Genomic DNA, 22,261 nt, shown 5'->3' on the forward strand with positions numbered 1-22,261 from the left:
CTGGCACCGGTGATCTGTCGAAGTAGAGCGCCTGTCCGAGAAATGCGGGGGTAAGTCCCGCGTTTCTCGGACAGGCGCTCTACTTCGACAGATCACCGGTGGGGTGGGTTACTTCGGTGGGGTGGGTTACTTGGGCGGGGTGGGTTGGCGGCGGAGCTTCGCCCACACCAGCTTGCCGCTGCCTGAGGGGCGCCAGCCCCACTCCGCGAGGCGGTCGACGATCTGCATGCCGAACCCGCCCAGGCGGTTCGGGTGCCCGTCGGTCGCCACGGGCGGCGCCGGGTTGTTGTCCTCGACCTCGATCCGCAGGCCGTCGCCCGTGTCGTACAGACGCAGCGCGATGTGCCCCCAGCCGTGCAGCACGCCGTTCGCCACCAGCTCCGACACGACCAGCTCGGCCTGCGCCGACTCCTCGATACCCCACGCCTGGCAGGTGCGCAGCACAGCGTGCCGGGCCCGTCCGATGGAGGAGGGCTCGCTCGGGAGCATCCAGCGCCGCCACCGCGGCGACAGGGCCGTCTCGCCGGCGTCGCCGGTCGGGTCGGGGATCCGCACCACGACGATCGCGACGTCGTCCTCCGGCGCGTCGGCCAGGCGGGACAGCAGCTCCTCGCCCACGCCCGCGGCGTCGCGCGCCGTGATGGCCGACGCCGTCTCCAGCAGGGCCTCCAGCCCCAGCCGCAGGGACCGGTCGCGCCGCTCGATGAGGCCGTCCGTGTAGAACAACAGCGTGTCGCCGGGCTGGAGGCGCGCCTCGCCCGTCGTCCGCTCGCGCGACCCGAAGCCGACGAGCGCGCCGCCGCCCTCGTCCAGCTTGATCACCTGGCCGGCACGCAGCAGGAGGGGCGGCAGGTGCCCCGCACGCGAGTAGCCGATGGTCCAGACGTCCGGCTCGTCCTCGCGCTTCAGGGAGGCGTACACCATGCTTGCCGAGCGCGGTATGCCCATGCCCGCCACGAGCTGGTCCACACGTTCGAGCACGCGGCTCGGCGTCGACAGCTCGAAGGCGTACGAGCGCACCACGGAACGCAGCTGGCCCATGGTCGCGGCCGCCTCGACGTCGTGCCCCACGACGTCGCCGATCACCAGGCCGACGAGCTCGGGCGAGATCTGCAGCACGTCGTACCAGTCGCCGCCCACCTGCGCGTGCTCCGCGTTGGGGGCGTAGTAGGTCCACACGTCGAGCCCGGCGACGTCCGCCTGCTCCGGGAGCATGGCGCGCTGCAGGGTCTCGGCGAGGCGGTGCTCCCGTGCGTACATGCGCGCGTTGTCGATGGCGCTGCCCGCACGGCGGGCCACGACCTCCACGACGGTGCGCAGCGTGTCCGGCTCGTCGGCCTCGACGTAGTCGCCGGGCTCGTCCTCGTCCGGGACGATCACGACCAGCCCGAGCACGTCCCGCCGTCCGGCGACGGGGTGCACCACCACCGAGTCGGGTGCCTTGCCGAGCTCGTCGGCGAGGCGCAGCGTGAGGTCGCGCTGCAGCCAGCCCGACGCCGAGTGCGGCGCGTGCGGGATGTCGAGGTGCAGCAGGACGGGGCCGTCGAGCACGCCGTCGAGCACGTCCTGGACCGAGTCGACGACCTCCAGGATGGGCATCGGCCCGGTGGTCACGGAGTCGCCGAGGGCGTCGACGGACGGGCGTCGGCGCAGGGACTTGTCCGCGATGTTGTCGCCCTCGATGTACCGCGCATGACGGCGTCCGCGGCCGCTGGGAGGCGCCGCGACGTCGATGCCGGCGGCGTGCTTGAGGCCGTCGTCGTTCACGTAGAAGCCCGCCCAGCGCACCATCGACTGGAGCAGCTCCGCGATGTCGCGCAGGGCGTACGGGTACTCGAGGTCGGTGAGGATCTCGGTGGTCTGCGCGATGAGGTCGAGGTCCTCGCGCTGCTGCCGCTCGACCTCGAGGCTCGCGAGCTGGGCCGCGTGCTGCTCCATGTGGTCGGAGACGTCCACGCTGAACCCGATCCAGTGGGTGATGCGGTCGCTGTGGCCGGCTCGGGCAGGGGTGAGCGTCAGCTGGGCCCAGCCGTGCGTGCCGCCACGCAGGTGGGACTTCACGGTCGCGTGCACCTCCTGGCCCGCGTTCACCAGCTCGGTCATGCGCTCGAGGTCCTGCGGCTCGACGAGCATCTCGCCCAGGCGGCGCACCGTGTACCCCGCGAAGTCGGTGAACCGCACGCCGGCGTAGTGCTCGAAGGCGCTGTTCGCCCACAGCATCGGCATGCCGTCCTCGGTGGGCCCGGTGAGGAACACGGGGATACCCACGTTGACCGCGGCGCGCAGGACCACGTCGCCGATCGACGGCGGCAGGGTGCGCGGGATGCCGGTGCTAGGTGCGTGCCTGCGCGGCTCCGCGCCGGACGTCCGGTAGGCGCCGAACGGCGGGTTCGACGGAACGCTCGGGGGCACGCTCGCGGCGGCGGGAATCGCGGGCGGGCCGGCGTCCAAGCCGTTTCCGTCAGACGTTCCGTTCGACACGCCGTCGGTTCTACCGTTCGTTGTCCCGTCCTGAGTCGGACCGAGGCCGAATACGGAAAGGCCGGGGTGCCGCGGCGGCGGAGAGGACGGTGTTAGACCGGATGAATCGGTCAAAATGCCCTCCCAACGGTATCTCTTGCTCGAGGTGCTGTTCCAGCAGGACATTCAACCGTAGATTGGGACGGTCCGAGATCTGAACCTCAACCTCTATCATCGGACCGACACAGCGCCACGACCACTGCTCCCGGAAGGAGAACCGTGCAGGACGGAACTTACGACCCCCCGCGCGGTCCGCAGGGCGGGAGCCCCCAGGACCCCGGCCACAAGACCCCCGAGATCGGCGACCCCGCCAGTATCCACGTCATAGTGGGCCGCTCGCGTGCGCGGATCGTCCTCTCCGGGGAGATCGACGCCGATATCGGCGGCGATCTGCACGAGGCCACTGCCGCGGCCGAGGAGTCACGCCTCCCGGTCGAGATCGACGCGCACCACGTGACCTTCATGGACTCCTCAGGCGTCGCGTTCCTCGCGCGCCTCGCGAGCCGCAGCCCGCACCGGGTACGCGTGCTGCGTGCACCGCCGACGGTGCGCTTCCTGCTGGAGGTGACCCGGATCGGCGACCTCCTCGACATCGTGGACGAGGACCCGGGCTTCGAGCTGGACGACGACGGCCCGTCCGGCCCGCCGCCGTCCGGCGACACGCCGGCCCCGGCAGGTGTGGGCGGCCCGCCCGCCTCGTAGCGCCGAAGTAGGTCCGCGAAGTAGAGCGCCTGTCCGAGTCTCCCCTGTTTCACCAGGGAGACTCGGACAGGCGCTCTACTTCGCGGACCTACTTCACATCTTGTGGCCGGCCGAACGGAGCTGCTGGCAGGCCTCGACGATGCGGGCGGCCATACCGGCCTCCGCTGCCTTGCCCCACGCGCGCGGGTCGTAGGCCTTCTTGTTGCCGACCTCGCCGTCGACCTTCAGGACGCCGTCGTAGTTCTTGAACATGTGCTCGACGACAGGGCGCGTGTACGCGTACTGCGTGTCGGTGTCGATGTTCATCTTGATGACGCCGTTGTCGACGGCCGCGGAGATCTCCTCCGCCGTCGAGCCCGAACCACCGTGGAACACGAGGTCGAACGGGTTCTCCTTGCCGATCTCCGCGCCGACGGCCTTCTGGATGTCGAGCAGGATCTCCGGGCGGAGCTTGACGGCACCCGGCTTGTACACGCCGTGCACGTTGCCGAAGGTGAGGGCCGTCAGGTAGCGGCCCTTCTCGCCCGAGCCGAGCGCCTTGACCGTGGCCAGGCCGTCCTCGACCGTCGTGTACAGCTTGTCGTTGATCTCGGCCATGTGGCCGTCCTCCTCGCCACCGACGACGCCGATCTCGATCTCGAGGATCGTGCGCGCCGCCTGCGACAGCTCGAGCAGCTCGGCCGCGATCACGAGGTTCTCCTCGATCGGCACGGTGGAACCGTCGAACATGTGCGACTGGAACGTCGGCAGGCCGCCGTTCTTGACCTGCTCCGCCTCGATCGCGAGCAGCGGCTTGACCCAGGAGTCGAGCTTGTCGGCCGTGCAGTGGTCCGTGTGGATGGCGATGTTGACGCCGTAGCCCTTGGCGACCTCGGTCGCGTAGGCAGCGAGCGCGAGCGAGCCCGAGACGCGGTCCTTCACCGTCGAGCCCGACGCGTACTCGCCGCCGCCCACGGAAACCTGGATGATGCCGTCGGACTCCGCCTCGGCAAAGCCCTGAAGTGCGGCAGTGATGGTCTGCGACGAGGTGATGTTGACGGCGGGGTAGGCGAACTTGCCGGCCTTCGCCCGGTCGATCATCTCGGCGTAGACCTCAGGGGTTGCGATGGGCATCTGCGAAACTCCAAATGACTGGTGAGATGGGCGGTCGCAATGATTGTCCAAGGCCGCCCGGGTATGCACCTTCGATCTTGCCACGATCCACAGGCAGCTGTGTGCGGTCGTTCGACAGTCGAACGGCCGAAACACTGTGGTTTTCGTCTGTCCGTCGCCTTCGGACGCCCTCGAAGACCCTCTGACCTCAGCTGACGGGGCGGTCCTCCGGGTTGCGTTCGCGGATCGGGGTGAAGACCGCCGCGCTGACCACGGTCAGATAGATGACCGCCACCGCGAGCAGCGGCCCGGACGCGCCGAAGCGGTCGGCGGCCGCCGTGAGCACTGCCGCGCCGAGCGGCGCCAGGCTGTAGTGGATGGTCCAGAACGCCGCGGTGACCCGCCCGAGCAGGGCGTCGGGCGTGACGAGCTGGCGCAGCGACATCGAGCAGACCGCCGCGAGCATGAGCCCGAACCAGAACACGAAGACCGCCGCTCCCATGACCACCGCGTCGCGGCTCAGCGCGAGCGCCACGCCTGCCAGGCCGCACAGGGTCATGGCGCTGATCCAGCAGGCCCCGAAGCCGAGCGTCCGGCGCAGGCGGGCGGACAGGACCGCTGCCAGGCATGTCCCGGCCCCTGCCGCGGCCATAACGTAGCCGACGACGTTCTCGCTCTCCCCGAGGCCGTGACGGACCTGGTAGATGATCACGTCGGTCAGGCCGTACGTGACGAAGGTGGTGATCGTCAGGGAGATGGTCAGCACGCGCAGCACCGGGTGGCGCCACAGGAACCGCGCGCCGGTGACGAAGCCCGTCCGGAGGTCGCGTCCGAGACCGGGACGCTCCACCGACGCGGCGGGCGCCACCCGTGAGAGTCGGACGGCGAGCAGCCCGAGCGCCGAGACGCCGAAGGTGGCCGCGTCCATGGCGATCGCCGCCGTGACGCCCGCCGTCGCGGCGATCAGGCCGGCGAGCGCCGGCCCGCCGATGCTGGCCAGCGAGGCGGTGGCCTGGAGCCTGCTGTTGGCCTCGGCCACGCGTTCCCGGCCGACGATGGTGGGCACCGCCGTGATGTAGGTGATCTGGAACAGCTGCCCGAACACCGACGCGACACCCGCGACGACGAACAGCAGCCACACCTGGGGCTCGAACGCCCAGCAGACGGGTACCGCGGCGAACAGCAGCAGGCGGGCCACGTCGCAGGCGATCAGGAGCCTGCGCCGGTCGAACCGGTCGACCACTGCCCCGCCGACGAGGCCCATCGAGAGCGAACCGACCGCCATGACGCTCGTCAGCAGGCCCATCTGCACCAGCGAGCCGGTGGCCTCCAGCATGAGCAGCGGGAAGGCGATCATCGAGAACGAGTCGCCCAGCACAGAGAGCGTCTGGGTACCCCAGAAGACCACGAAGTTCCGGTCCCGGGTCAGGGACTCGTTGCTCATTCGTCGTTCCGGCCCACCGGACGATCCTGGCCCAGTCCTCACCCGGAGGCAACGATGTTTCCCGGGGCCGACGGCGTCCCGTGCTCGCCCTGGTACGACGGCCTACGAGGCGTGCTGCGTCGCCCAGGCGTGCATCGCGATGGCGGCGGCGGCTCCCGCGTTGATCGACCGTGTCGAGCCGTACTGCGTGATGTGCAGGACGACGTCGCAGGCGGCCTGCGCCTCCGCCGTCAGGCCGGTGGACTCCTGGCCGAACAGCAGGACGCACTCCCGCGGGAGCGCGTACCCCTCGATCGGCACGGAGCCCGGCACGTTGTCGATGCCGACGATCGGCAGCCCGCCGGGGCTCAGCGTTCGTGCCCACTCGGCCAGCGCCTCGGCGTCCGGGTGGTGCGTCACGTGCAGGTACCGGTCGGTCACCATCGCGCCGCGGCGGTTCCACCGGCGTCTGCCCACGATGTGCACGCCCGCCGCGTTGAACGCGTTGGCGGTGCGGACCACCGAACCGATGTTGAGGTCGTGCGCCCAGTTCTCGATGGCCACGTGGAACGGGTGCCTGCGCGTGTCCAGGTCGGCGACTATCGCCTCCACGGACCAGTACCGGTAGTGGTCGGCGACGTTCCGGCGGTCGCCGTCGGCGAGGAGCTCCGGGTCGTAGCGCGGGTCGTCGGGCAGCGGTCCGGACCAGGGGCCGACGCCGACCTCGGGCTCGGGGCCGGCTGTATCCGTCGTCGTGCCCATCAGACCAGGTCGACGATGTCCGCTATGGAGTTCACCACGTGGCTCGGGCGGAACGGGTACGTCTCGACCTCTTCGGCCGACGTCGACCCCGTGAGCACCAGGAACGTCTCCAGGCCGGCCTCCATGCCGCCCAGGATGTCCGTGTCCATGCGGTCCCCGATCATCGTCGTCGACTCCGAGTGCGCGCCGATCAGGTTGAGCGCCGACCGGAACAGCACCGGGTTGGGCTTGCCCACGTAGTAGGGCTGGCGGCCCGTCGCCGCGGTGATCATCGCGGCCACCGACCCGGCGGCGGGCAGCAGGCCCTCCTGCGACGGCCCCGTCACGTCCGGGTTGGTGCAGATGAACCGCGCACCACCGGTGATGAGCCGGATCGCCTTGGTGATGGCCTCGAACGAGTAGGTGCGCGTCTCGCCGAGCACGACGTAGTCCGGGTCCGACTCGGTGAGCGTGTAGCCCGCCTGGTGCAGCGCCGTCGTCAGACCCGCCTCACCGATCGCGTACGCGCTGCCGTTCGGGATCTGGTCGGCCACGAACTGGGCGGTGGCCAGGGCCGACGTCCAGATGTTCTCCTCCGGCACGTCGATGCCGCTGTAGGCGAGCCGGGCGCGCAGGTCGCGTGGCGTGAAGATCGAGTTGTTCGTCAGGACGAGGAACGGCAGCTCCTTGTCCCGCAACGCCTTGATGAACTCGGGGCCGCCGGGGAGGGCGGTGCCCTCGTGCACCAGCACGCCGTCCATGTCCGTCAGCCAGGCTTCGGTGGTCCGCTCGATCATGGCCGCCAGCCTAGCGGTCGGGTCGCAGACGCCCGTGCCGTGGTTCGTTGACGGGGGTCGGGCCAGGTCAGGTCAGCCCGGGGATCCCGAAGCCGTTGATCGTCCCGCCCGACTCGAAGCGCGGCCCGCCCTTCTCCATGGGCAGCACGATCCGTGCGACCTCCGCGACACGCTTGGCCCGCTCGGTCAGGGTCGTCACGTCGGTGCGGCCGGGCCGCCACAGCATGATCGACGGCCCCTCGATCCGGAGCCGCGAGCCGTGGAAGTCGGGCAGCATCACGATGTTCGCGAGGCGTGCGTCGAGAGCCCGGCGCGCGAAGTACTCGTCCGAGGTGCGCACGAGCCACTGGCCGTCGAACGCGGGGTTGTCGATCTGGACGTCCTGCGCACCGAAGAGCTTCTGCCACTTCTCGCGGATGCCCTCCGGCGACAGGTCCACGACCGGCTCGCCCGGCAGCGCGTCGAGCGCCACGACGTGCGCCATGCGGCGCAGACCCGCGCGGCGCGTGTCGGCGTCGGGCGAGCCCGAGCGCCACGTGTACGTGAAGGAGACGATGTCGTGGCCGTCGACGTGCCCCCGCATCACGTCACGAGCCTCACGGTCCAGGCCCATGCCGAACGGCCGTCCGCTCCAGCGCTGGGCGAGCATCGGATCCTTGCCGATGTACTCCCACCCGTTCGCCTCGGCCCACTGCTCGACATCCTGCGAGCGCCCGCGCTTCATCACCCGCACCGCGGCGATGGTGAACACCACCAGACCGATGACGAGCAGGACTAAAGCGACAAATGGCCCCATGAATCTAAAGATACAGTAGGGCTAGGCAAAAGTCTTCACGGCAAGTGATATCGAGACGACCGGATTACGGTATTGACCAGCTCAGGAGAGGCCGAGGTCCTGCAGGCCGTACAGGTAGTGGTACGGCACGCCGAGCGCCTCGATCTTCTCGCCTGCCCCGGTGGCCCGGTCGACGATGGTGGCCACGCCCAGCACCTCAGCGCCGGCCGCGCGCGCCGCCTCGATCGCGGCGATCGGCGAGCCGCCGGTGGTGGTGGTGTCCTCGACCACGACGACCTTGCGCCCGGCGATGTCCGGCCCTTCGATCTGGCGCTGCATGCCGTGCGCCTTCGCGGCCTTGCGCACCACGAACGCGTCCAGGTCCTGGCCGCGGGAGGCCGCGGCGTGCAGCAGGGCGTCCGCGATGGGGTCGGCGCCGAGGGTGAGCCCGCCCACCGCGTCGATCTCGGCGGTGCCCAGCCCTACCTCCTCGAGGTGGTCCAGGAGCACGTGCCCGACGAGCGGGGCCGCCCGGTGGTGCAGCGTGATCCGGCGCAGGTCGACGTAGTAGTCGGCCTCCTTGCCGGAGGACAGGGTCACCTTGCCGTGCACCACGGCGAGCTCCTTGATGAGCTCTGCCAGCTGCTCGCGCGGGGTCGGGGAGAAGTCAGCGTTCACGGTGCAAGGGTACGTCGCGGCGGACGCCGGTCCGGGTTGCCGTGGACCTCTGGGAGGGTTCTGCTGTGAGCATCATGGACAACGCGGTGTACGTGGACGGAAAGCGCACGGCGAACCCGGCGAGCATCGAGGAGACCTGCGAGGTCACCCGCGAGCGGGGCGGTACCGCCTGGGTCGACCTGGCCTGGCCCGAACCCGACGAGATCCGGGCGGTGGCCGAGGAGTTCTCCCTGCACCACCTCGCCGTCGAGGACGCCATCCACGCGCACCAGCGCCCGAAGATCGAGCACTACGACGACGTGCTGTTCGTGGTGCTACATCCGGCGCGCAGCGTGGACGACGACGGCGACGGGCACATCGACCGGGTCGAGTTCGGCGAGGTGCACGCCTGGGTGGGGCCCGACTTCGTGGTCACCATCCGGCGGTCCGCCGCACCGGACCTGGGCGCCATGCGGAGCCGGCTGGAGCAGGAGCCCGACCTGCTGCGCCTGGGGCCGGTCGCGATCCTCGCGGCGCTCCTGGACGAGGTCGTGGACACCTATCGCCCCGTCGTCGCGCGGCTGCGCGGTGACATCGACCAGATCGAGGACCAGCTGTTCTCGCGCGACCCGGAGGTGTCGCTCCGCATCTACGAGGCGACCCGCGAGGTGATCAGCCTGCAGCGTGCCACCGGCCCCCTGGTGGACATGCTCCAGGAGCTGCACGACGCCAAGCAGCGGTACGTCGGCGGGGAGCCCGGCACGGAGCACGCGGAGGCCGACCTCCCGCACGACCCGCTCTGGGTCGAGCTGCTGCGCAGCCTCCGCAACGTGCTGGACCACGCCGTCAAGCACGCGGAGACGTCGGGCACGTTCCGCGCGCTGCTGACGAACGCGCTCAACGTGCACTCCACCCTGGTGACCCAGGAGCAGAACGAGGAGATGCGCCGCATGTCGGAGATCAGCCTCCAGCAGAGCGAGCAGACCAAGAAGATCTCCGCCTGGGCCGCGATCCTCTTCGCGCCGACGCTGATCGGCACCATCTACGGCATGAACTTCGACTACATGCCCGAGCTGCACTGGGCGCTGGGGTACCCGCTCGCGCTCACCGGCATGCTCGGCCTGGGCGGGATCTTCTACTGGATCTTCAAGAAGGTCGGCTGGCTCTGACGGCCCGGCGCCAGGGGGCGCCGGGACCGCCCGGCCGGCCGGGCCACGTCGTCGGTCAGCGGTACTTGCCGACGGCGCGGACAGCCCAGCGCGGCGCCGCCCGCAGCAGGGCGGCGGCCACCTTGTAGCGCACCGAGGGTGTGGACAGGACGACGCCGCGGCGCACGTCCTCCAGCGCCACCCGGACGACGTCGGAGGCGTCGAGCCAGCCCCACTCCGGGATCGCCGACTCGGGGATGCCAGCCCGCTCGTGGAACTCCGTGTGCGTGAAGCCAGGGGACAGCAGGGTCGCGGTGACGCCCGTGCCCTTGAGCTCGACCGCGAGCGACTCGGTGAAGGTCCGCACGTACGCCTTGGCCGCCGCATAGGTGCCGCCGGCGGTGAGGGCCGCCACCGAGCCGACGTTGAGGATCGCACCCCGGTCCCGTTCGAGCATCTGCCCGACGGCGGCGTGGCTCAGCTCCACGACCGCCTTCACCATGACGTCGATCCCGCGGCGCTCGGTGCTGACGCGCCCCTTCGCGAAGCTCGCGCTCGTGGCGAAGCCCGCGTTGTTGACGAGCAGCCCCACGGGCGGCAGGTCGCCGTCCTCGGGCCTGCCGCCGACGACGGCGAGCCGCTGTGCGACCCGCGCGACGTCGTCGGGCACCGACAGGTCCGCCCGGAGCACCTCGACCGCCACACCGTGGGCGGCGCGGAGCTCCGCGGCGACCTGGTTCAGCCGCTCCTCGTCGCGGGCCACGAGCGCCAGGCCGTGTCCCGCCGCCGCGAGCTGCCGTGCGAACTCGAGTCCGAGGCCGGCGGACCCGCCGGTGATCAGTGCTGTACCCATGTCCGCAGCCTAGGCCTGAGCGCGTTCCCGGCGCTTCAGCCAGATACCCACGACCACCAGCACGATGATCGCCACGTACGCCGAGGCGGCGAACGGGCTCGCGACCAGGTAGCTCAGGTCGCCCTGGCTGATCGCGAGGGAACGGCGCAGCCGGTCCTCCGCCATCGGGCCGAGGATCATGCCGACCACCAGCGGTGCCACGGGGTACCCGTAGCGCCGCATGAAGAACCCTGCCGCGCCGATGAGCACCAGGAGCAGCACGTCGACCGGCGAGAAGTTCAGCGCGTACGAGCCGAGCGCACCGAACATGAGGATGCCCGCGTAGAGGTAGTGCCGCGGGATGCGCAGCACCTTCACCCACATGCCCACGAGCGGCAGGTTCAGCACGACGAGCATGAGGTTGCCGATGTACAGGCTCGCGATCAGCGCCCACACCAGCCCGGACTCGTTCAGCATGAGCTGCGGGCCCGGCTGGATGCCGTAGGACTGGAACGCGACGACGATGATGGCAGCGGTCGCCGTCGTGGGCAGGCCGAGCGTGAGCAGCGGGACCAGCACACCCGCCGAGGCGGCGTTGTTCGCCGCTTCCGGACCTGCCACGCCCTCGATGGCGCCCTTGCCGAACTCCTTGCGGCGCTCCTTGCTCGCGAGCCGCTTCTCGGACGCGTAGGAGAGGAACGTCGCGACGTCGGCCCCGCCCGCCGGGATGGTGCCCACCGGGAAGCCGATGGCGGCGCCACGCAGCCACGGCTTCCAGGAACGACGCCAGTCGTCCGGCTTCATCCAGGAGCGCCAGCCCTTCTCGATCGGGATGACCTTGATCGGCCCGTGCCGCATCCGCGAGCCCACGTACAGGGCCTCTCCGACGGCGAACAGGCCGACGGCGACCACCACGACGTCGATCCCGTCGGCCAGGTTGGGCACGCCGAACGTGAAGCGCTGCTGGCCCGTCAGGGTGTCGGTGCCGACCAGCCCGAGGAACAGGCCGAGCGCGAGCGACGCGAGGCCGCGCGGGACCGAGGACCCGATCAGGGCGCCCACGGTGATGAACGCGACCACCATGAGGGCGAAGTAGTCGGGATCGCCCAGCTGGACCGCCACGTCGGCGATCACCGGCGCCAGGAACGTGAGCGCGACCGTCGCGATGGTGCCGGCGACGAACGAGCCGATGGCCGCGGTGGCGAGCGCCGCGGCGCCGCGCCCGGCGCGGGCCATCTTGTTGCCCTCGATCGCCGTGACTATCGAGGCGGACTCGCCGGGTGTGTTGAGCAGGATCGACGTCGTCGAGCCGCCGTACATGCCGCCGTAGTAGATACCGGCGAAGGCGATGATCGCCGCCGTCGGCTCCAGCGTGTAGGTCAGCGGGAGGAGCAGCGCGATGGCCATGGCCGGGCCGATGCCCGGCAGCACGCCGACCGCCGTGCCGATGAACACGCCGAACAGCGCCCACAGCAGGTAGACCGGGTGCAGGACGGTGGTGAACCCCTCGAGCAGCGCGGAGAAGTTATCCATGGAGGAACGGCACCCCTTCGAGCAGCGGGCCCGGCGGGAGCGACAGCCCCAGCAGCCCGCCGAAGATCAGTTGAACTATCAGGCCCAGCACGAGCCCGGTCAGGGCCGCGCGCCACCACGGGCGCGCGCCCAGGATCATCGCGGCGGCCGCGAACAGGACGGCCGCGGCGAACGGCCAGCCGATGACGTTGATCAGGAACACGTGGACGACCAGGGCGACCACGAGCAGGACCACCGTCAGCCAGTCGGTGCGGACGGTGGGATCGACGTCCTCGCCACCCTCCTCCTCGCCGCCCCGGCCGCTCAGGACCAGGAGGACCAGCACCACGCCGATGACGGCGAGCAGCCCGCCCACCAGGTAGGGGAAGGCCCGCGGCCCCAGCGTGTTGGTCGAGCTGGGCACGGTGATGCTGCCCGCGGCGACCAGCACGTACACACCGAGCACGGTCGTGGCGAGGGCCAGGACGAGCTCGCCCCAACGACGGCGCGGCGGCCCTGCGGCCCCCGGCTCGAGCCTGTCCGACGGCGGAGGGCCGGCCTCCGCCGTCGGCTCACCCGGTGCTGTGGGCGCGAAGGGCGCCGCGTCGTCGGGCCTCACTGGATGAGACCGATGTCCTGGAGCACCACCTGGATCTCCGCGATGTTGCCCTCAAGGTACGTGTCGAACTCGTCGCCCGCGAGGAAGGCGTCGTCCCAGCCCTTCTCCTCCAGGGTGGCCTGCCACGCCTCGGACCCGGCGAGCTCGGTGACGGCAGTGGTCAGCGCCTCCTTGTCGGCGTCCTCGAGGTTGCCCGGGGCGACCACGCCGCGCCAGTTGGTGAGGACGACGTCATACCCGGCCTCGGTGAGGGTCGGGGTGTCGGGCAGGGCGTCGACGCGCTCCTCGCCGGACACCGCGAGCGCACGGAGCTCGCCGGCCGCAACCTGCTCGGCGTACTCGCTGACACCGGAGATGCCCGCGCTCACGTTGTTGCCCAGCAGCGCAGCCAGCGACTCGCCGCCGCCCGAGTAGGCGATGTAGTTCAGCTTGTTCTGGATGTGCTCCGACGGCATGCCCGAGGCCTGGAGCAGCATCCCCGCGAGGATGTGGTCCGTGCCGCCGGCGGACCCGCCGGTGATCGACACGTCCTTGCCGTTCTCCGTGATGTCCTCGACGAGGTCGTCGACGGTCTCGTACGGCGACTCCGCCGGGACCACGATGACCTCCTGCTCCTCCGTGAGGCGCGCGATCGGGGTGGTGTGCTCGATCCGGGCCTGCGCCTCGTTGGTCTCGACGGCGCCCACCATGACCAGGCCCATGACGAGCAGGGTGTTCGGGTCCGTGGCGTTGGCGATGTTCGCCAGGCCCACCGTGCCGCCCGCACCGTCGACGTTGGTCACCGTCGCACTGCCGACGAGACCCTCCTCCTGCATGTCGGCCTGCATGGCACGGCCCGTCTGGTCCCAGCCGCCACCCGGACCCGCCGGGACCACGATGCTGAGCTCGTCGATGGCCGTGTCGCCGCCACCGCTGCCGCCTGCCTCCAGGGCCGAGCAGCCCGTGAGGGTCAGGGCCAGAACTATCCCGACCGAGGCAGCCCCGGTTCGTATGACGCGCATGTCTTCTCCTTTGAGCGGATGCGGCAGATTGAAAGTCGCGAGAGGGTGGGCCCTGTGCTCGGCCACGTCGCCGGTACTCGGCCCACCTCGGCGTGAGCGTAGGGAGCGCCCCCGCGACGGGCCGGGTTGTGGTCGCAACGGAGGTTGTGGTCGTTTTGTTCACGACCCCTCGGCTACCGCATCTGCCGCCAGCCGGTGCACACTGGCGTCCGTGAGAAGAGCGATGACGCTCCGAGCACAACTGCTGATGCTGCAGGTCGTCATAGTGCTCGTGCTCGTCTGCACTACCGGTCTCGTGGCGTCCACCCTGCAGGAGCGCCAGCTCCGTGATGCCTACGTCGACCGGATGACCGGGGTGGCGCAGTCGGTCGCGCGCCTGCCCGCCATCCTCGAGGCGTACGACGACGAGGACCCGTCCGCCACGATCCAGCCGATCGCCGAGGTGATCCGCGAGGCCTCCGAGGTCACCTACGTGGTCGTCACCGACGAGAACGGCGTCCGCTACTCCCACCCCGACCCCGAGCAGATCGGGCGGCGCGTCTCCACCGACCCCTCCGTACCGCTGTCCGGGCACGTGTGGACGGGCACCCAGACCGGGACGCTCGGCACGTCCTGGCGCGTCAAGGTGCCGGTCTTCGGCCACGCCGCCGACGACGCCGCCCCCGCCCCTGTCATCGGCACCGCCAGCGTCGGCATCCTCGAGTCCGAGCTGCGCGCCGACCTGACCGACGACCGCGGCTGGCTGCTCGGGGCGCTCGCCGTCGCGGCGGCGGTCGGCGTGCTGTGCGCGGCCTGGGTGACCCGCCTCGTCCGGCGCCGGATCTACCTGCTCGAGCCCGAGGACATCGCGGGGCTCCTGGAGACCCGCGGCCTCACCGACGCGCTGCGTTCCCAGTCGCACGAGTTCGCCAACACCGTGCACGTGATCTCCGGCCTGCTGGAGCTGGGCCGCACCGAGGAGGCGGTCGCGTTCATCGAGCGGTCGGGCTACGGCGGGCTGCTCACCTCGTCCGCCGTGGCGCCGGGCGTGCGGTCCCCCGAGCTCGCGGCGCTGCTCCTGGTCAAGACGATCACGGCACGGGAGCGGGGAGTGATCCTCGACGTCGACGACGCGTCAGCGCTCGACCGGCCCACGACGCCGGAGGCCTCGTCCCTGCACACGGACGCGCTCGTCGTGCTCGGGAACCTCATCGACAACGCGGTCGACGCCGTCGGCCCGGAGGGCCGCGTCCGCGTGCTGCTGCAGGTCGACGGCGAGCTCCTGCGTCTCCGGGTGGACGACGACGGCCCCGGGATCCCCGCCAACCTGCACCACCAGGTGTTCAAGGCAGGGTTCTCCACGAAGGTGCCCGGTGACCGCGAGCACAGCCGCGGCATCGGCCTGGCCCTGGTCCGGCGCGTGGTGGACCGGCGCGACGGCGAGGCGGTCATCGGCATCGGCGACCTCGGTGGGGCGCTGATCACCGTGGAGCTGCCGTTGCCTGTGCCGGCGGCGTCGGTGCCGGCGGCGGCCGAACGCACCCCGGCCGCCGCGGGAACCAGGGAGACGAGATCATGACCGAGCAGGCGCGGACGCTCGTCGTCGAGGACGACCCGGCGGTCGCCGTCGTGCACCGCGGGTTCGTGGAGAGCCACCCGCGGTTCGTCGTGGTCGGCGAGGCCCGGAACGGCGCCGACGCGCTGCAGCTCGCCTCCGCCCTGCGGCCCGACCTGGTGCTGCTCGACCTGCACCTGCCGGACATCGGCGGGCTCGACGTGCTCCGGCGGCTGCGGCTGCTGCCCGGCCCGCCCGTCGACGTGGTCGCCACGACCGCCGCACGCGAGCTGGAGAGCGTGCGGCAGGCGATGGCCGGGGGCGTCGTCGCCTACCTGGTCAAGCCGTTCACGTCCGCCGCGCTGCGCGAGCGGCTCGACGAGGTGTGGCAGCGGCGCGAGGACGTGCGCCGCGCCCAGACCACGCTCGACCAGGACGAGGTGGACCAGCTCCTGGCCGGGCCGCGGACCGCGAGCACCCTGCCGCCCAAGGGGCTCTCCGAGCGGAGCCGCACCCTGGTCCAGGAGGCTCTCAGCCGGCTGTGCGGCACCGCGGAGGACGGCCGGGCGGAGGACGCGTCGGCGGCCGAGGTCGCCGAGTCGGTAGGGATGTCGCGGGTCAGCGCCCGTCGCTACCTGGAGCACCTGGTCGCGGAGGGACACGCGCAGGTCAGCCCCCGGTACGGCTCGACGGGCCGCCCGGAGAACCGCTACCGCCCGGCCTGACCCCGGCGAACCGTCAGAGCGGGGCGGCCAGCGGGTCCGGGGCCGGCTGGACCTGGCCGGTCGCCGTGTCGTACGCGAAGCCCTCGCGGACCCAGTACTCGAAGCCGCCGATCATCTCCTTGACCTCGTAGCCGAGCCTGGCGAGCTCGAGCGCCGCCTTGGTCGCCGCGTTGCAGCCGGGGCCCCAGCAGTAGGTCACGACGGGCCGGTCGCGGTCGATGGTCTGCTCGGCCCGCAGGCGCACCTTGCCGCCGGGCAGGTGCACCGCACCGGGCACGTGGCCCTGGTCCCACGACTCCTGGGACCGGACGTCGACCAGCGTGAACGGGGCGTCCGCCGCGGTCCGCCCCGCGAGCGCGGTGTGGACGTCGGCGACGTCGGTCTCGAAGGCGAGGCGTCCGGCGAAGTGCGCGACGGCGGCGGAGGTGTCCTGGGAGGTCGTCATAGCCAGAGTGTGCGGATGCCGGGGCACCGGCGGCAAGAGGGCGGACCCCCACGGTCTCTGAAGGATCCGTAAGCCGCGCTACCCCGACATCCGCACCGTTCAGACGTTCTGCAGCAGGTGCGGGTGCTGCGCCTCCACGACGTTCGGGTGCGCGCGCAGCCGGCTCTTGAGCCAGTTGTCGCCGAACACCGCGTGCAGCGGGTTGGCCGGGTCGGCGGTCACGCCGGGCGCGTCGGCGGCGAGCGCGGGTGGCAGGTCGATCGTCGGGATGGACGCGTCCAGCGCGGGGCCGTGGAAGTACGGGATGGAGATCCGGTCCGTGCCCGGCGCCGGGGAGACGACCCGGTGCAGGGTCGCCTTCAGGTAGCCGTCGGTGGCGATCTCGAGCAGCTCGCCGATGTTCACGACGAACGCGCCGGCGGGCGGGACGACGTCGAGCCACTCGCCGTCCTTCTCCACCTGCAGGCCTGCCTTGCCGTCCTCGACGGAGAGGAGGGTGAGCACGCCCAGGTCCTTGTGCGCGCCGACGCCCTGCGCGGGCGCCTCCGCCTCGACCCCCGGGTAGCGGGCGATCTTCAGGGCGGGCGAGGGGCGCTCGAACACGGCGTCGAACGTGTCGGACGGCGCCCCGAGCGCCTCCGCCCACGCCCGCAGCAGCCGCGTGGCGACGCCGTCGAGCCGGCTCAGCCACTCCTCGGCGACCTCGCGCAGCGCGGGCAGGGACTCGGGCCACAGGTTCGGGCCCTCCAGGGCCCAGTAGTCGGGCTTCCCTGGTCCGGCCGGGACCGCGGGACGCTCGGCGCCGATGTCGATCTGCTCGCGCTGGTCGACGCGGCCGAGGGTGCGCTCGCCGCCCATGCGGGTCCAGCCGCGGAAGTGCGGGCTGTTGACGTTCTCGATCGCGCGCTTCTCCGCCTCGGGCAGCGCGAAGAACTGCTCGGCCGTGGCGTAGGCGCGGTCGATCAGCTCCCGCGGGACGCCGTGTCCGACCAGGGAGAAGAAGCCGACCTCGTGGGTGGCGCGCCGCAGCTCGTCGCGGAAGCGCGCCTGGTCGTCGGGGTCGCCGTCGAGCAGCGAGAGGTCCAGTACGGGGATGCCGGGCATGGGAGGGTCCTTTCGAAGGGTGCGTGGGTGCGCCGACGGCGGCGGTCCACGCATCCGTCGATGGCTCCGCCCGGACCTCCTGGCTGCCCGCGGAGGCGGACGCCGGAGTCGGCACGTGCAGGTGGATGCGGTGTGAGCGCGGACTGCTGTCGGCGGCGCGAGGGATCGCGCCAGGGGGTCGCCTCGTCGGCAACCGCTCAGCGGCGACAGCAGGAACAGGTAAAGATGCTCACGATGTGAGACACATTAGCACTCGGCCCGCGGGGACGGCACGGACCGTGACGCGTCAGTCCGTCATGGCCTCGCGGAGGAACCGGACGACCCGGCGCGCCCGGAACATCAACGCGTAACCGATGGCGATCACGTGGCCGACGACGCGCATCGTCTCGTTGACGGCGCCCTCCAGCAGCGTGTCCTCGTCGTCGACCACGCCGTCCCTGGCCGACCGCAGGCTGAGGATCTTCGCCCGGTCGTCCGGGCCCAGGTCCTCCAGGAGCTTCGGCACCGTCGACAGCGACTGCGCGAAGGGCGCGTTGCGCAGGAGGACCGGCTTGATGATGTCCTCGGGTTCGAGGAACTTGCCGGCGATGATGATGACGGCGACCACCGAACGCCGTCGGGCATAGGCCGCGAGAACCGCACCCGCGCCGGCGGACGCACCCATGAGCGCCACGCGCTCGCCGCGCTGCTCGTAGCGCTCGATCATCTCGTCAAGGCGGTCGAGCCGGTCCTGGAACGAGGCGTCCGAGGACCAGCGGACGCGGAACATGGTGGTGCGCACGCCGAGCGCGCGCCAGGTGCGCAGCGCCTCGCGCTGGAGGTGCACCAGGGGCGGCAGCCGGTCGCCGAGCCCGGGCACGAAGATCACGCGGATCGGCGCCTTCCCGGTCCGCCCGATCACCTGGCGGGCGGCGGCGTCGAGCCCCGGGAGATCGCCGTCGCCGCTGGTCGTCTGCTCGCTCATGTCGCGCAGAGGCTACACGGCACAGCTACCTGTCAGACCCACAGGTCACCGAAGTGACCTGTGGGTCTGACATATAGGCCGGTGTCAGCGGACGCCGTACGCCCGGATCACCGTCTGCTGGACGGTGCCGCCCGCCTTGTCCTTCGCGCTGACGCGGACCGAGACGTGCTCGGTGCCGGCCGGCACGTCGAGGCCCGCGGTGTAGACGCCCTCGGCGGTCCGGCGCAGCGTGACCTTGTGCCAGGTGGCGCCGTCGTCGGCCGACCACCACAGGCTCGCCCCGGTGACGGGGCTACCGGTGCTGCCTGCCTGGTGGCCGACGGTCACCGTGGCGGTGGTCCGACGCGGTGCCTCGTTCCTCAGGTCCATGCCCTTGACCGCATAGGCGACGTCGAGGGCCGGCAGCTGTACGGGCTCGGCCGCGGACCCGCCCGGCTCGGCATGGAAGTTCCACTCCGTGCGCACCTGCGTGGACCTGTCCCACCAGGACCCTTCCTGCGCCGCGCCGAGCACCACACGGTAGTCGGCACCCCCGGCAGGGATGCGCGCCTCCGCCGACGGGTACGTGTTGTCGGCGACGGCAGCGCCGTCCCGCCAGACGCGGAGCCGCGTGGTGTCCCCGCCGAACGGCTCGAACGGATGCCTGCTCGCGTCGCTCCACCGGACGAGGCCGAGATCGAGCGTGCGCCCCGCGGCGGTGATCGAGCCCTCGCCGAGCCGGGTGCTCAGCACTGCGCCGCCAACGGTCGTCCGCGCCTTCTCCCGCGGCGCGTACTCCCGGGGCTCGCTCTTGAAGTAACCCTGGTCGGCGTCCTCCGCGCCCGCGTAGACCTCGTGGCCCCATGCGACGCCGTTCGCGCTCACGTACTCCGTGCGCCGGCCAGGTGTCGTGACCGGGCTGGACACCGCCGAGCCCCAGAGATGACCGGCCGCGAAGCCGACCCGCGCGCTCGCGCTCCGGTGGTCCGCGCCGAGCGCCGCGTAACCGGTGGTGATCGCAGCGGTGTTCCGCTCCGTCGCCCGGAACTTGAACGTGTCCACCACCTCCTGTGCGTACAGGAGGTCGTAGGTGTACGACGGCGCACGGCTCGCGCTCGACGGTCCGGTCAGGACGAAGTGCGTCTGCAGGTCGTGCTTGCCGGTGGTGACCGCAGCCGTGGTGGGCGTCGCGTAGACCTTCGCTCCGGCGGTGACCACCATCCCGAAACCGTAGGGTTCGCCGTCGGCCGCGGTCCGGTTGTCGTCCAGCGCGAGCCAGGTGAGGTCCGCGGGCCGCTCGGTGGTCGCCGTCAGCTCCCGTGCCTTCCGCGCGTCGAGGACCAGCGCCGTGTCGTCGGCCACCTCGATCTCGGGGTACAGCACGGCAGTGGCCTCGGACACCACGAACTCCTCGTCCGCCGTCCACAGGAAGCCCGTGACCGAGTACTTGCCCGGCGGGACCCGCAGGTCGACGCCCTCCGCGCCGATCTCCAGGTGCTCGCTGAACAGGGCGGGGTCGTCGACGTTCACGATCCGGACGGTGGACGAGCCGGCGTGCGGCTTGCCGTCACGCCCGACCGCGTCGATGTTGAGATCGGCGAGGTCGGGCTCCTTGTAGTAGCCGAGCGGGGTACGGATCTGCCGGCCGTCCGGTCCGGTGGCGGTGACGGCGCCCGAGTAGCGGCGCTCGACGGCGCCGACCGTCGTGTCCACCCGGACGTCGACCGTGGCGGTGCCCTGCGCCGGGACGGTCAGCGTGGTCGCGCTGAGCCGCACGGCCCGGGCCGGCAGAGGCTTGCCGTCCTGGCGGGACGCCGTGACCGCGAGGTCGAGCGTGACCGCGGCGTCCGTGCCGTTCTGGTAGGTGAGCGTCCGCGTCACCCTGCCCTTCTGAGGAAACTCCAGCCCGCCGAACGACAGCGAGGCGGGAGACGCCATGACCGGCAGCTCCAGCGCGGCGGGCAGGAAGATGCGCCCGGCGCCCTCGTCGAACACGCCGCCGCTCGTGTGCTGGGCGGAGCCCATGAGCACTGCCTTGAGCTGCTGCGCCGACAGGTCGGGGCGGGCCTGCTTGAGGACCGCCGCCGCGCCCGCCACGTGCGGAGCGGCCATCGAGGTGCCGCTCCAGGCGACGTACTCGCCCGTCCCCGACTCCGGCTTCGTGCCGACGGCACGTGCCGCGACGATCTCGACCCCCGGCGCGGTGACGTCCGGCTTGATCGCCTGGTCGAGCGCTCGCGGGCCGCGGCTGGAGAAGGTGGCGACGTCGTCGGCGTCGTCCACGGCGCCCACCGTCAGGGCGGAGCTCGCCGCCCCGGGGGTGGCCACCGTCCCGTACTCGCCGTCGTTGCCCGCCGCGACGACGAAGAGGGTCCCGTGCCGGGCGCTCAGCGTGTCGAGGGCCACCGAGGTCGGGTCGGTGCCGTCCGTGTAGTTCTCGAACTCGCCGAGGCTCATGTTCACGACGTCGGCGCCCTCGCCGGCGGCCCATTCCATGCCGTCGACGACCGACGACATCTCGCCGCCGCCGAACTCGTCGAGCACCTTGCCGACGAGCAGGTCGGCCCCCGGCGCGACGCCGCGGTTCGTGCCGTTGGACGCGTCTCCGGAGCCCAGCGCGATCGACGCGACGTGCGTGCCGTGACCGTAGAGGTCGTCGGTGTTCCCGGAGCCGGTGAAGTCCTTGGACCCGACCACCACGTCGTCCAGGTCCGGGTGGGTGCGGTCGAGGCCCGAGTCGAGCACCGCCATCGTCACGCCCTCGCCGGTGTAGCCCGCCTCCCAGGCCGCGGGGGCGCCGATCTGGGGCATCGAGTCCTCGTCGAGCGCGTGGACGGGTGCGTCCAGCCACACCTTGACCTCGGGTGCGGCCGCGCGGGCCGCCGACGTGTCGCGCCGCAGCCCGGCGAGCAGGTCGGCCGCGGCCGCGCGGTCCAGGTCCGCCGAGATCGCCCCGGCCGACTCGAGCGTCCGCTCCGGCTCCACGCCGAGAGCCGCCCAGTCGGGCTGCGGCCGGTCCTGTGCCTTGCGCTCGCCCGACTCCGGGTCCCCCGCGAGGGACGCGTCGCGCCCCGCGACTGCTTCGCGCGCCACGGCGGCGTCCTGCACGATGACCGGGACGGTGTCCCGGTGCGCGTCGTCGTACCCGGCCGCGACCAGGCCCGAGACGTTGAACAGCGCGCGGTCCATCCGGTCGGGCACGAGGCCCGCGACGTCGGCGGGGATCACGTACAGCCGGTCGCCCTCCGTGATCCGCTGGAACGCCATGCCCTCGCGTCCCGCGCCCGGCGTGACGGCCGCCGAGCTGCGCCCGTCGGCACGCCGGGTGAGCGTCACCCGGTCGCCGGTGATCAGGGTGACGGACGCGGTCGTCGGGGTGCCCGGTCCCGTCAGTGCCGCCGGCCCGACGGCGGCGCCGTCACCGTCCGTTCCCGCCGCGACGGCGCCGAGCGTCCACGCCGGCACCCCCGCCCCCATCGCGATCGCTACGGCGAACGCCGCCGCTGTCGCGCCTCTTCTGGCACGCATCTGCTGTCTCCTTCGTGAGAAGCCGGCGGCATGAATGCCACCTCACGGGGGATAACGCGCGAGGGGCGCAGATGGTTGGGCGAAAGATTCGGCGTCGTGCCTGCTCAGCGCATCAACGGGTCACGGGAGCGGCCACGGCGGCAGGCATGCCGCACGACGCCGG

General features: G+C 71.6%; 19 protein-coding genes. 4 read left to right on the forward strand and 15 right to left on the reverse strand.

Annotated features, from left to right (window positions below):
• Positions 1-126: 126 nt before the first annotated feature.
• Positions 127-2,481, reverse strand: a complete 2,355-nt coding sequence (locus ACNYC2_RS26685; protein ID WP_419704643.1) for a SpoIIE family protein phosphatase — start codon at positions 2,479-2,481, stop codon at positions 127-129.
• A gap of 258 nt (positions 2,482-2,739) precedes the next feature.
• Here ACNYC2_RS26685 and ACNYC2_RS26690 point away from each other — a divergent pair, with 258 nt between their 5' ends.
• Positions 2,740-3,222, forward strand: coding sequence for an STAS domain-containing protein (locus ACNYC2_RS26690; protein WP_419704644.1), 483 nt, complete (start codon positions 2,740-2,742; stop codon positions 3,220-3,222).
• Positions 3,223-3,315: 93 nt separating this feature from the next.
• On the opposite strand, the gene fbaA is transcribed toward ACNYC2_RS26690, so the two are convergent.
• From fbaA to pyrE, 6 genes are all read right to left on the reverse strand, one after another.
• Positions 3,316-4,335 carry a class II fructose-bisphosphate aldolase gene (gene fbaA, locus ACNYC2_RS26695; RefSeq protein WP_377136323.1) on the reverse strand — a complete coding sequence of 340 codons (1,020 nt, stop codon included), beginning with the start codon at positions 4,333-4,335 and terminating at the stop codon, positions 3,316-3,318.
• 187 nt (positions 4,336-4,522) lie between these two features.
• Positions 4,523-5,758 carry an MFS transporter gene (locus ACNYC2_RS26700; RefSeq protein WP_419704645.1) on the reverse strand — a complete coding sequence of 412 codons (1,236 nt, stop codon included), beginning with the start codon at positions 5,756-5,758 and terminating at the stop codon, positions 4,523-4,525.
• Positions 5,759-5,860: 102 nt separating this feature from the next.
• Positions 5,861-6,499 (reverse strand): TrmH family RNA methyltransferase, encoded by a 639-nt coding sequence (locus ACNYC2_RS26705; protein WP_419704646.1) that lies wholly within the window; start codon positions 6,497-6,499, stop codon positions 5,861-5,863.
• Positions 6,499-7,275 carry an HAD-IIA family hydrolase gene (locus ACNYC2_RS26710; RefSeq protein ID WP_357503765.1) on the reverse strand — a complete coding sequence of 259 codons (777 nt, stop codon included), beginning with the start codon at positions 7,273-7,275 and terminating at the stop codon, positions 6,499-6,501. The genes ACNYC2_RS26705 and ACNYC2_RS26710 overlap by 1 nt, the downstream gene beginning before the upstream one ends.
• 67 nt (positions 7,276-7,342) lie before the next feature.
• Positions 7,343-8,071, reverse strand: coding sequence for a hypothetical protein (locus ACNYC2_RS26715; RefSeq protein WP_419704647.1), 729 nt, complete (start codon positions 8,069-8,071; stop codon positions 7,343-7,345).
• 81 nt (positions 8,072-8,152) lie between these two features.
• Complete coding sequence (pyrE, locus tag ACNYC2_RS26720) at positions 8,153-8,728, reverse strand: orotate phosphoribosyltransferase (RefSeq protein ID WP_377136327.1); 576 nt, start codon at positions 8,726-8,728, stop codon at positions 8,153-8,155.
• Between the two features lie 65 nt (positions 8,729-8,793).
• Here pyrE and ACNYC2_RS26725 point away from each other — a divergent pair, with 65 nt between their 5' ends.
• Complete coding sequence (locus ACNYC2_RS26725; RefSeq protein WP_419704648.1) at positions 8,794-9,876, forward strand: magnesium and cobalt transport protein CorA; 1,083 nt, start codon at positions 8,794-8,796, stop codon at positions 9,874-9,876.
• Positions 9,877-9,931: 55 nt separating this feature from the next.
• On the opposite strand, the gene ACNYC2_RS26730 is transcribed toward ACNYC2_RS26725, so the two are convergent.
• The 4 genes from ACNYC2_RS26730 to ACNYC2_RS26745 are packed head-to-tail and all read right to left on the reverse strand — an operon-like array spanning position 9,932 to position 13,819.
• A complete protein-coding gene (locus ACNYC2_RS26730; RefSeq protein WP_419704649.1) occupies positions 9,932-10,708 on the reverse strand; it encodes an SDR family NAD(P)-dependent oxidoreductase in 777 nt (258 codons plus the stop codon).
• Positions 10,709-10,717: 9 nt separating this feature from the next.
• Positions 10,718-12,220, reverse strand: a complete 1,503-nt coding sequence (locus tag ACNYC2_RS26735) for a tripartite tricarboxylate transporter permease (RefSeq protein WP_419704650.1) — start codon at positions 12,218-12,220, stop codon at positions 10,718-10,720.
• Positions 12,213-12,818, reverse strand: coding sequence for a tripartite tricarboxylate transporter TctB family protein (locus ACNYC2_RS26740; protein ID WP_419704651.1), 606 nt, complete (start codon positions 12,816-12,818; stop codon positions 12,213-12,215). Before ACNYC2_RS26740 ends, ACNYC2_RS26735 begins: the two co-directional genes overlap by 8 nt.
• Positions 12,815-13,819: a Bug family tripartite tricarboxylate transporter substrate binding protein gene (locus tag ACNYC2_RS26745; RefSeq protein WP_419704652.1), complete on the reverse strand. Its 1,005-nt coding sequence runs from the start codon at positions 13,817-13,819 to the stop codon at positions 12,815-12,817. The genes ACNYC2_RS26740 and ACNYC2_RS26745 overlap by 4 nt, the downstream gene beginning before the upstream one ends.
• A gap of 211 nt (positions 13,820-14,030) precedes the next feature.
• Between ACNYC2_RS26745 and ACNYC2_RS26750 the strand changes: the two genes are divergently transcribed.
• Both ACNYC2_RS26750 and ACNYC2_RS26755 read left to right on the forward strand, forming a co-directional pair.
• Positions 14,031-15,377: an ATP-binding protein gene (locus ACNYC2_RS26750; protein WP_419704653.1), complete on the forward strand. Its 1,347-nt coding sequence runs from the start codon at positions 14,031-14,033 to the stop codon at positions 15,375-15,377.
• Entirely contained in the window at positions 15,374-16,078 is a 705-nt protein-coding gene (locus tag ACNYC2_RS26755) for a response regulator (protein WP_419704654.1), read from the forward strand. Before ACNYC2_RS26750 ends, ACNYC2_RS26755 begins: the two co-directional genes overlap by 4 nt.
• 13 nt (positions 16,079-16,091) lie before the next feature.
• Here ACNYC2_RS26755 and ACNYC2_RS26760 read toward each other — a convergent pair whose 3' ends face one another.
• The 4 genes from ACNYC2_RS26760 to ACNYC2_RS26775 all read right to left on the reverse strand — a co-directional run bounded on the left by ACNYC2_RS26760 (position 16,092) and on the right by ACNYC2_RS26775 (position 22,098).
• Positions 16,092-16,523 carry a rhodanese-like domain-containing protein gene (locus ACNYC2_RS26760; protein ID WP_419704655.1) on the reverse strand — a complete coding sequence of 144 codons (432 nt, stop codon included), beginning with the start codon at positions 16,521-16,523 and terminating at the stop codon, positions 16,092-16,094.
• Positions 16,524-16,622: 99 nt separating this feature from the next.
• Entirely contained in the window at positions 16,623-17,627 is a 1,005-nt protein-coding gene (locus ACNYC2_RS26765) for an isopenicillin N synthase family dioxygenase (protein WP_419704656.1), read from the reverse strand.
• Between the two features lie 286 nt (positions 17,628-17,913).
• Positions 17,914-18,591: a hypothetical protein gene (locus tag ACNYC2_RS26770; RefSeq protein ID WP_419704657.1), complete on the reverse strand. Its 678-nt coding sequence runs from the start codon at positions 18,589-18,591 to the stop codon at positions 17,914-17,916.
• Between the two features lie 84 nt (positions 18,592-18,675).
• Positions 18,676-22,098 (reverse strand): S8 family serine peptidase, encoded by a 3,423-nt coding sequence (locus ACNYC2_RS26775; protein ID WP_419704658.1) that lies wholly within the window; start codon positions 22,096-22,098, stop codon positions 18,676-18,678.
• Between the last annotated feature and the right edge of the window lie 163 nt (positions 22,099-22,261).

The sequence above is a fragment of the Promicromonospora sp. NFX87 genome (assembly GCF_048564965.1).
Lineage (GTDB): Bacteria > Actinomycetota > Actinomycetes > Actinomycetales > Cellulomonadaceae > Promicromonospora.

Excerpts from the sequence above, each read along its gene's own strand:
- ACNYC2_RS26770 (WP_419704657.1), bottom strand. The coding sequence starts at position 18,591 with ATGAGCGAGCAGACGACCAGCGGCGACGGCGATCTCCCGGGGCTCGAC.
- ACNYC2_RS26715 (WP_419704647.1), bottom strand. The coding sequence starts at position 8,071 with ATGGGGCCATTTGTCGCTTTAGTCCTGCTCGTCATCGGTCTGGTGGTG.
- ACNYC2_RS26765 (WP_419704656.1), bottom strand. The coding sequence starts at position 17,627 with ATGCCCGGCATCCCCGTACTGGACCTCTCGCTGCTCGACGGCGACCCC.
- ACNYC2_RS26745 (WP_419704652.1), bottom strand. The coding sequence starts at position 13,819 with ATGCGCGTCATACGAACCGGGGCTGCCTCGGTCGGGATAGTTCTGGCC.
- ACNYC2_RS26700 (WP_419704645.1), bottom strand. The coding sequence starts at position 5,758 with ATGAGCAACGAGTCCCTGACCCGGGACCGGAACTTCGTGGTCTTCTGG.
- ACNYC2_RS26705 (WP_419704646.1), bottom strand. The coding sequence starts at position 6,499 with ATGGGCACGACGACGGATACAGCCGGCCCCGAGCCCGAGGTCGGCGTC.
- ACNYC2_RS26710 (WP_357503765.1), bottom strand. The coding sequence starts at position 7,275 with ATGATCGAGCGGACCACCGAAGCCTGGCTGACGGACATGGACGGCGTG.
- ACNYC2_RS26735 (WP_419704650.1), bottom strand. The coding sequence starts at position 12,220 with ATGGATAACTTCTCCGCGCTGCTCGAGGGGTTCACCACCGTCCTGCAC.
- ACNYC2_RS26760 (WP_419704655.1), bottom strand. The coding sequence starts at position 16,523 with ATGACGACCTCCCAGGACACCTCCGCCGCCGTCGCGCACTTCGCCGGA.
- ACNYC2_RS26755 (WP_419704654.1), top strand. The coding sequence starts at position 15,374 with ATGACCGAGCAGGCGCGGACGCTCGTCGTCGAGGACGACCCGGCGGTC.
- fbaA (WP_377136323.1), bottom strand. The coding sequence starts at position 4,335 with ATGCCCATCGCAACCCCTGAGGTCTACGCCGAGATGATCGACCGGGCG.
- ACNYC2_RS26775 (WP_419704658.1), bottom strand. The coding sequence starts at position 22,098 with ATGCGTGCCAGAAGAGGCGCGACAGCGGCGGCGTTCGCCGTAGCGATC.
- ACNYC2_RS26730 (WP_419704649.1), bottom strand. The coding sequence starts at position 10,708 with ATGGGTACAGCACTGATCACCGGCGGGTCCGCCGGCCTCGGACTCGAG.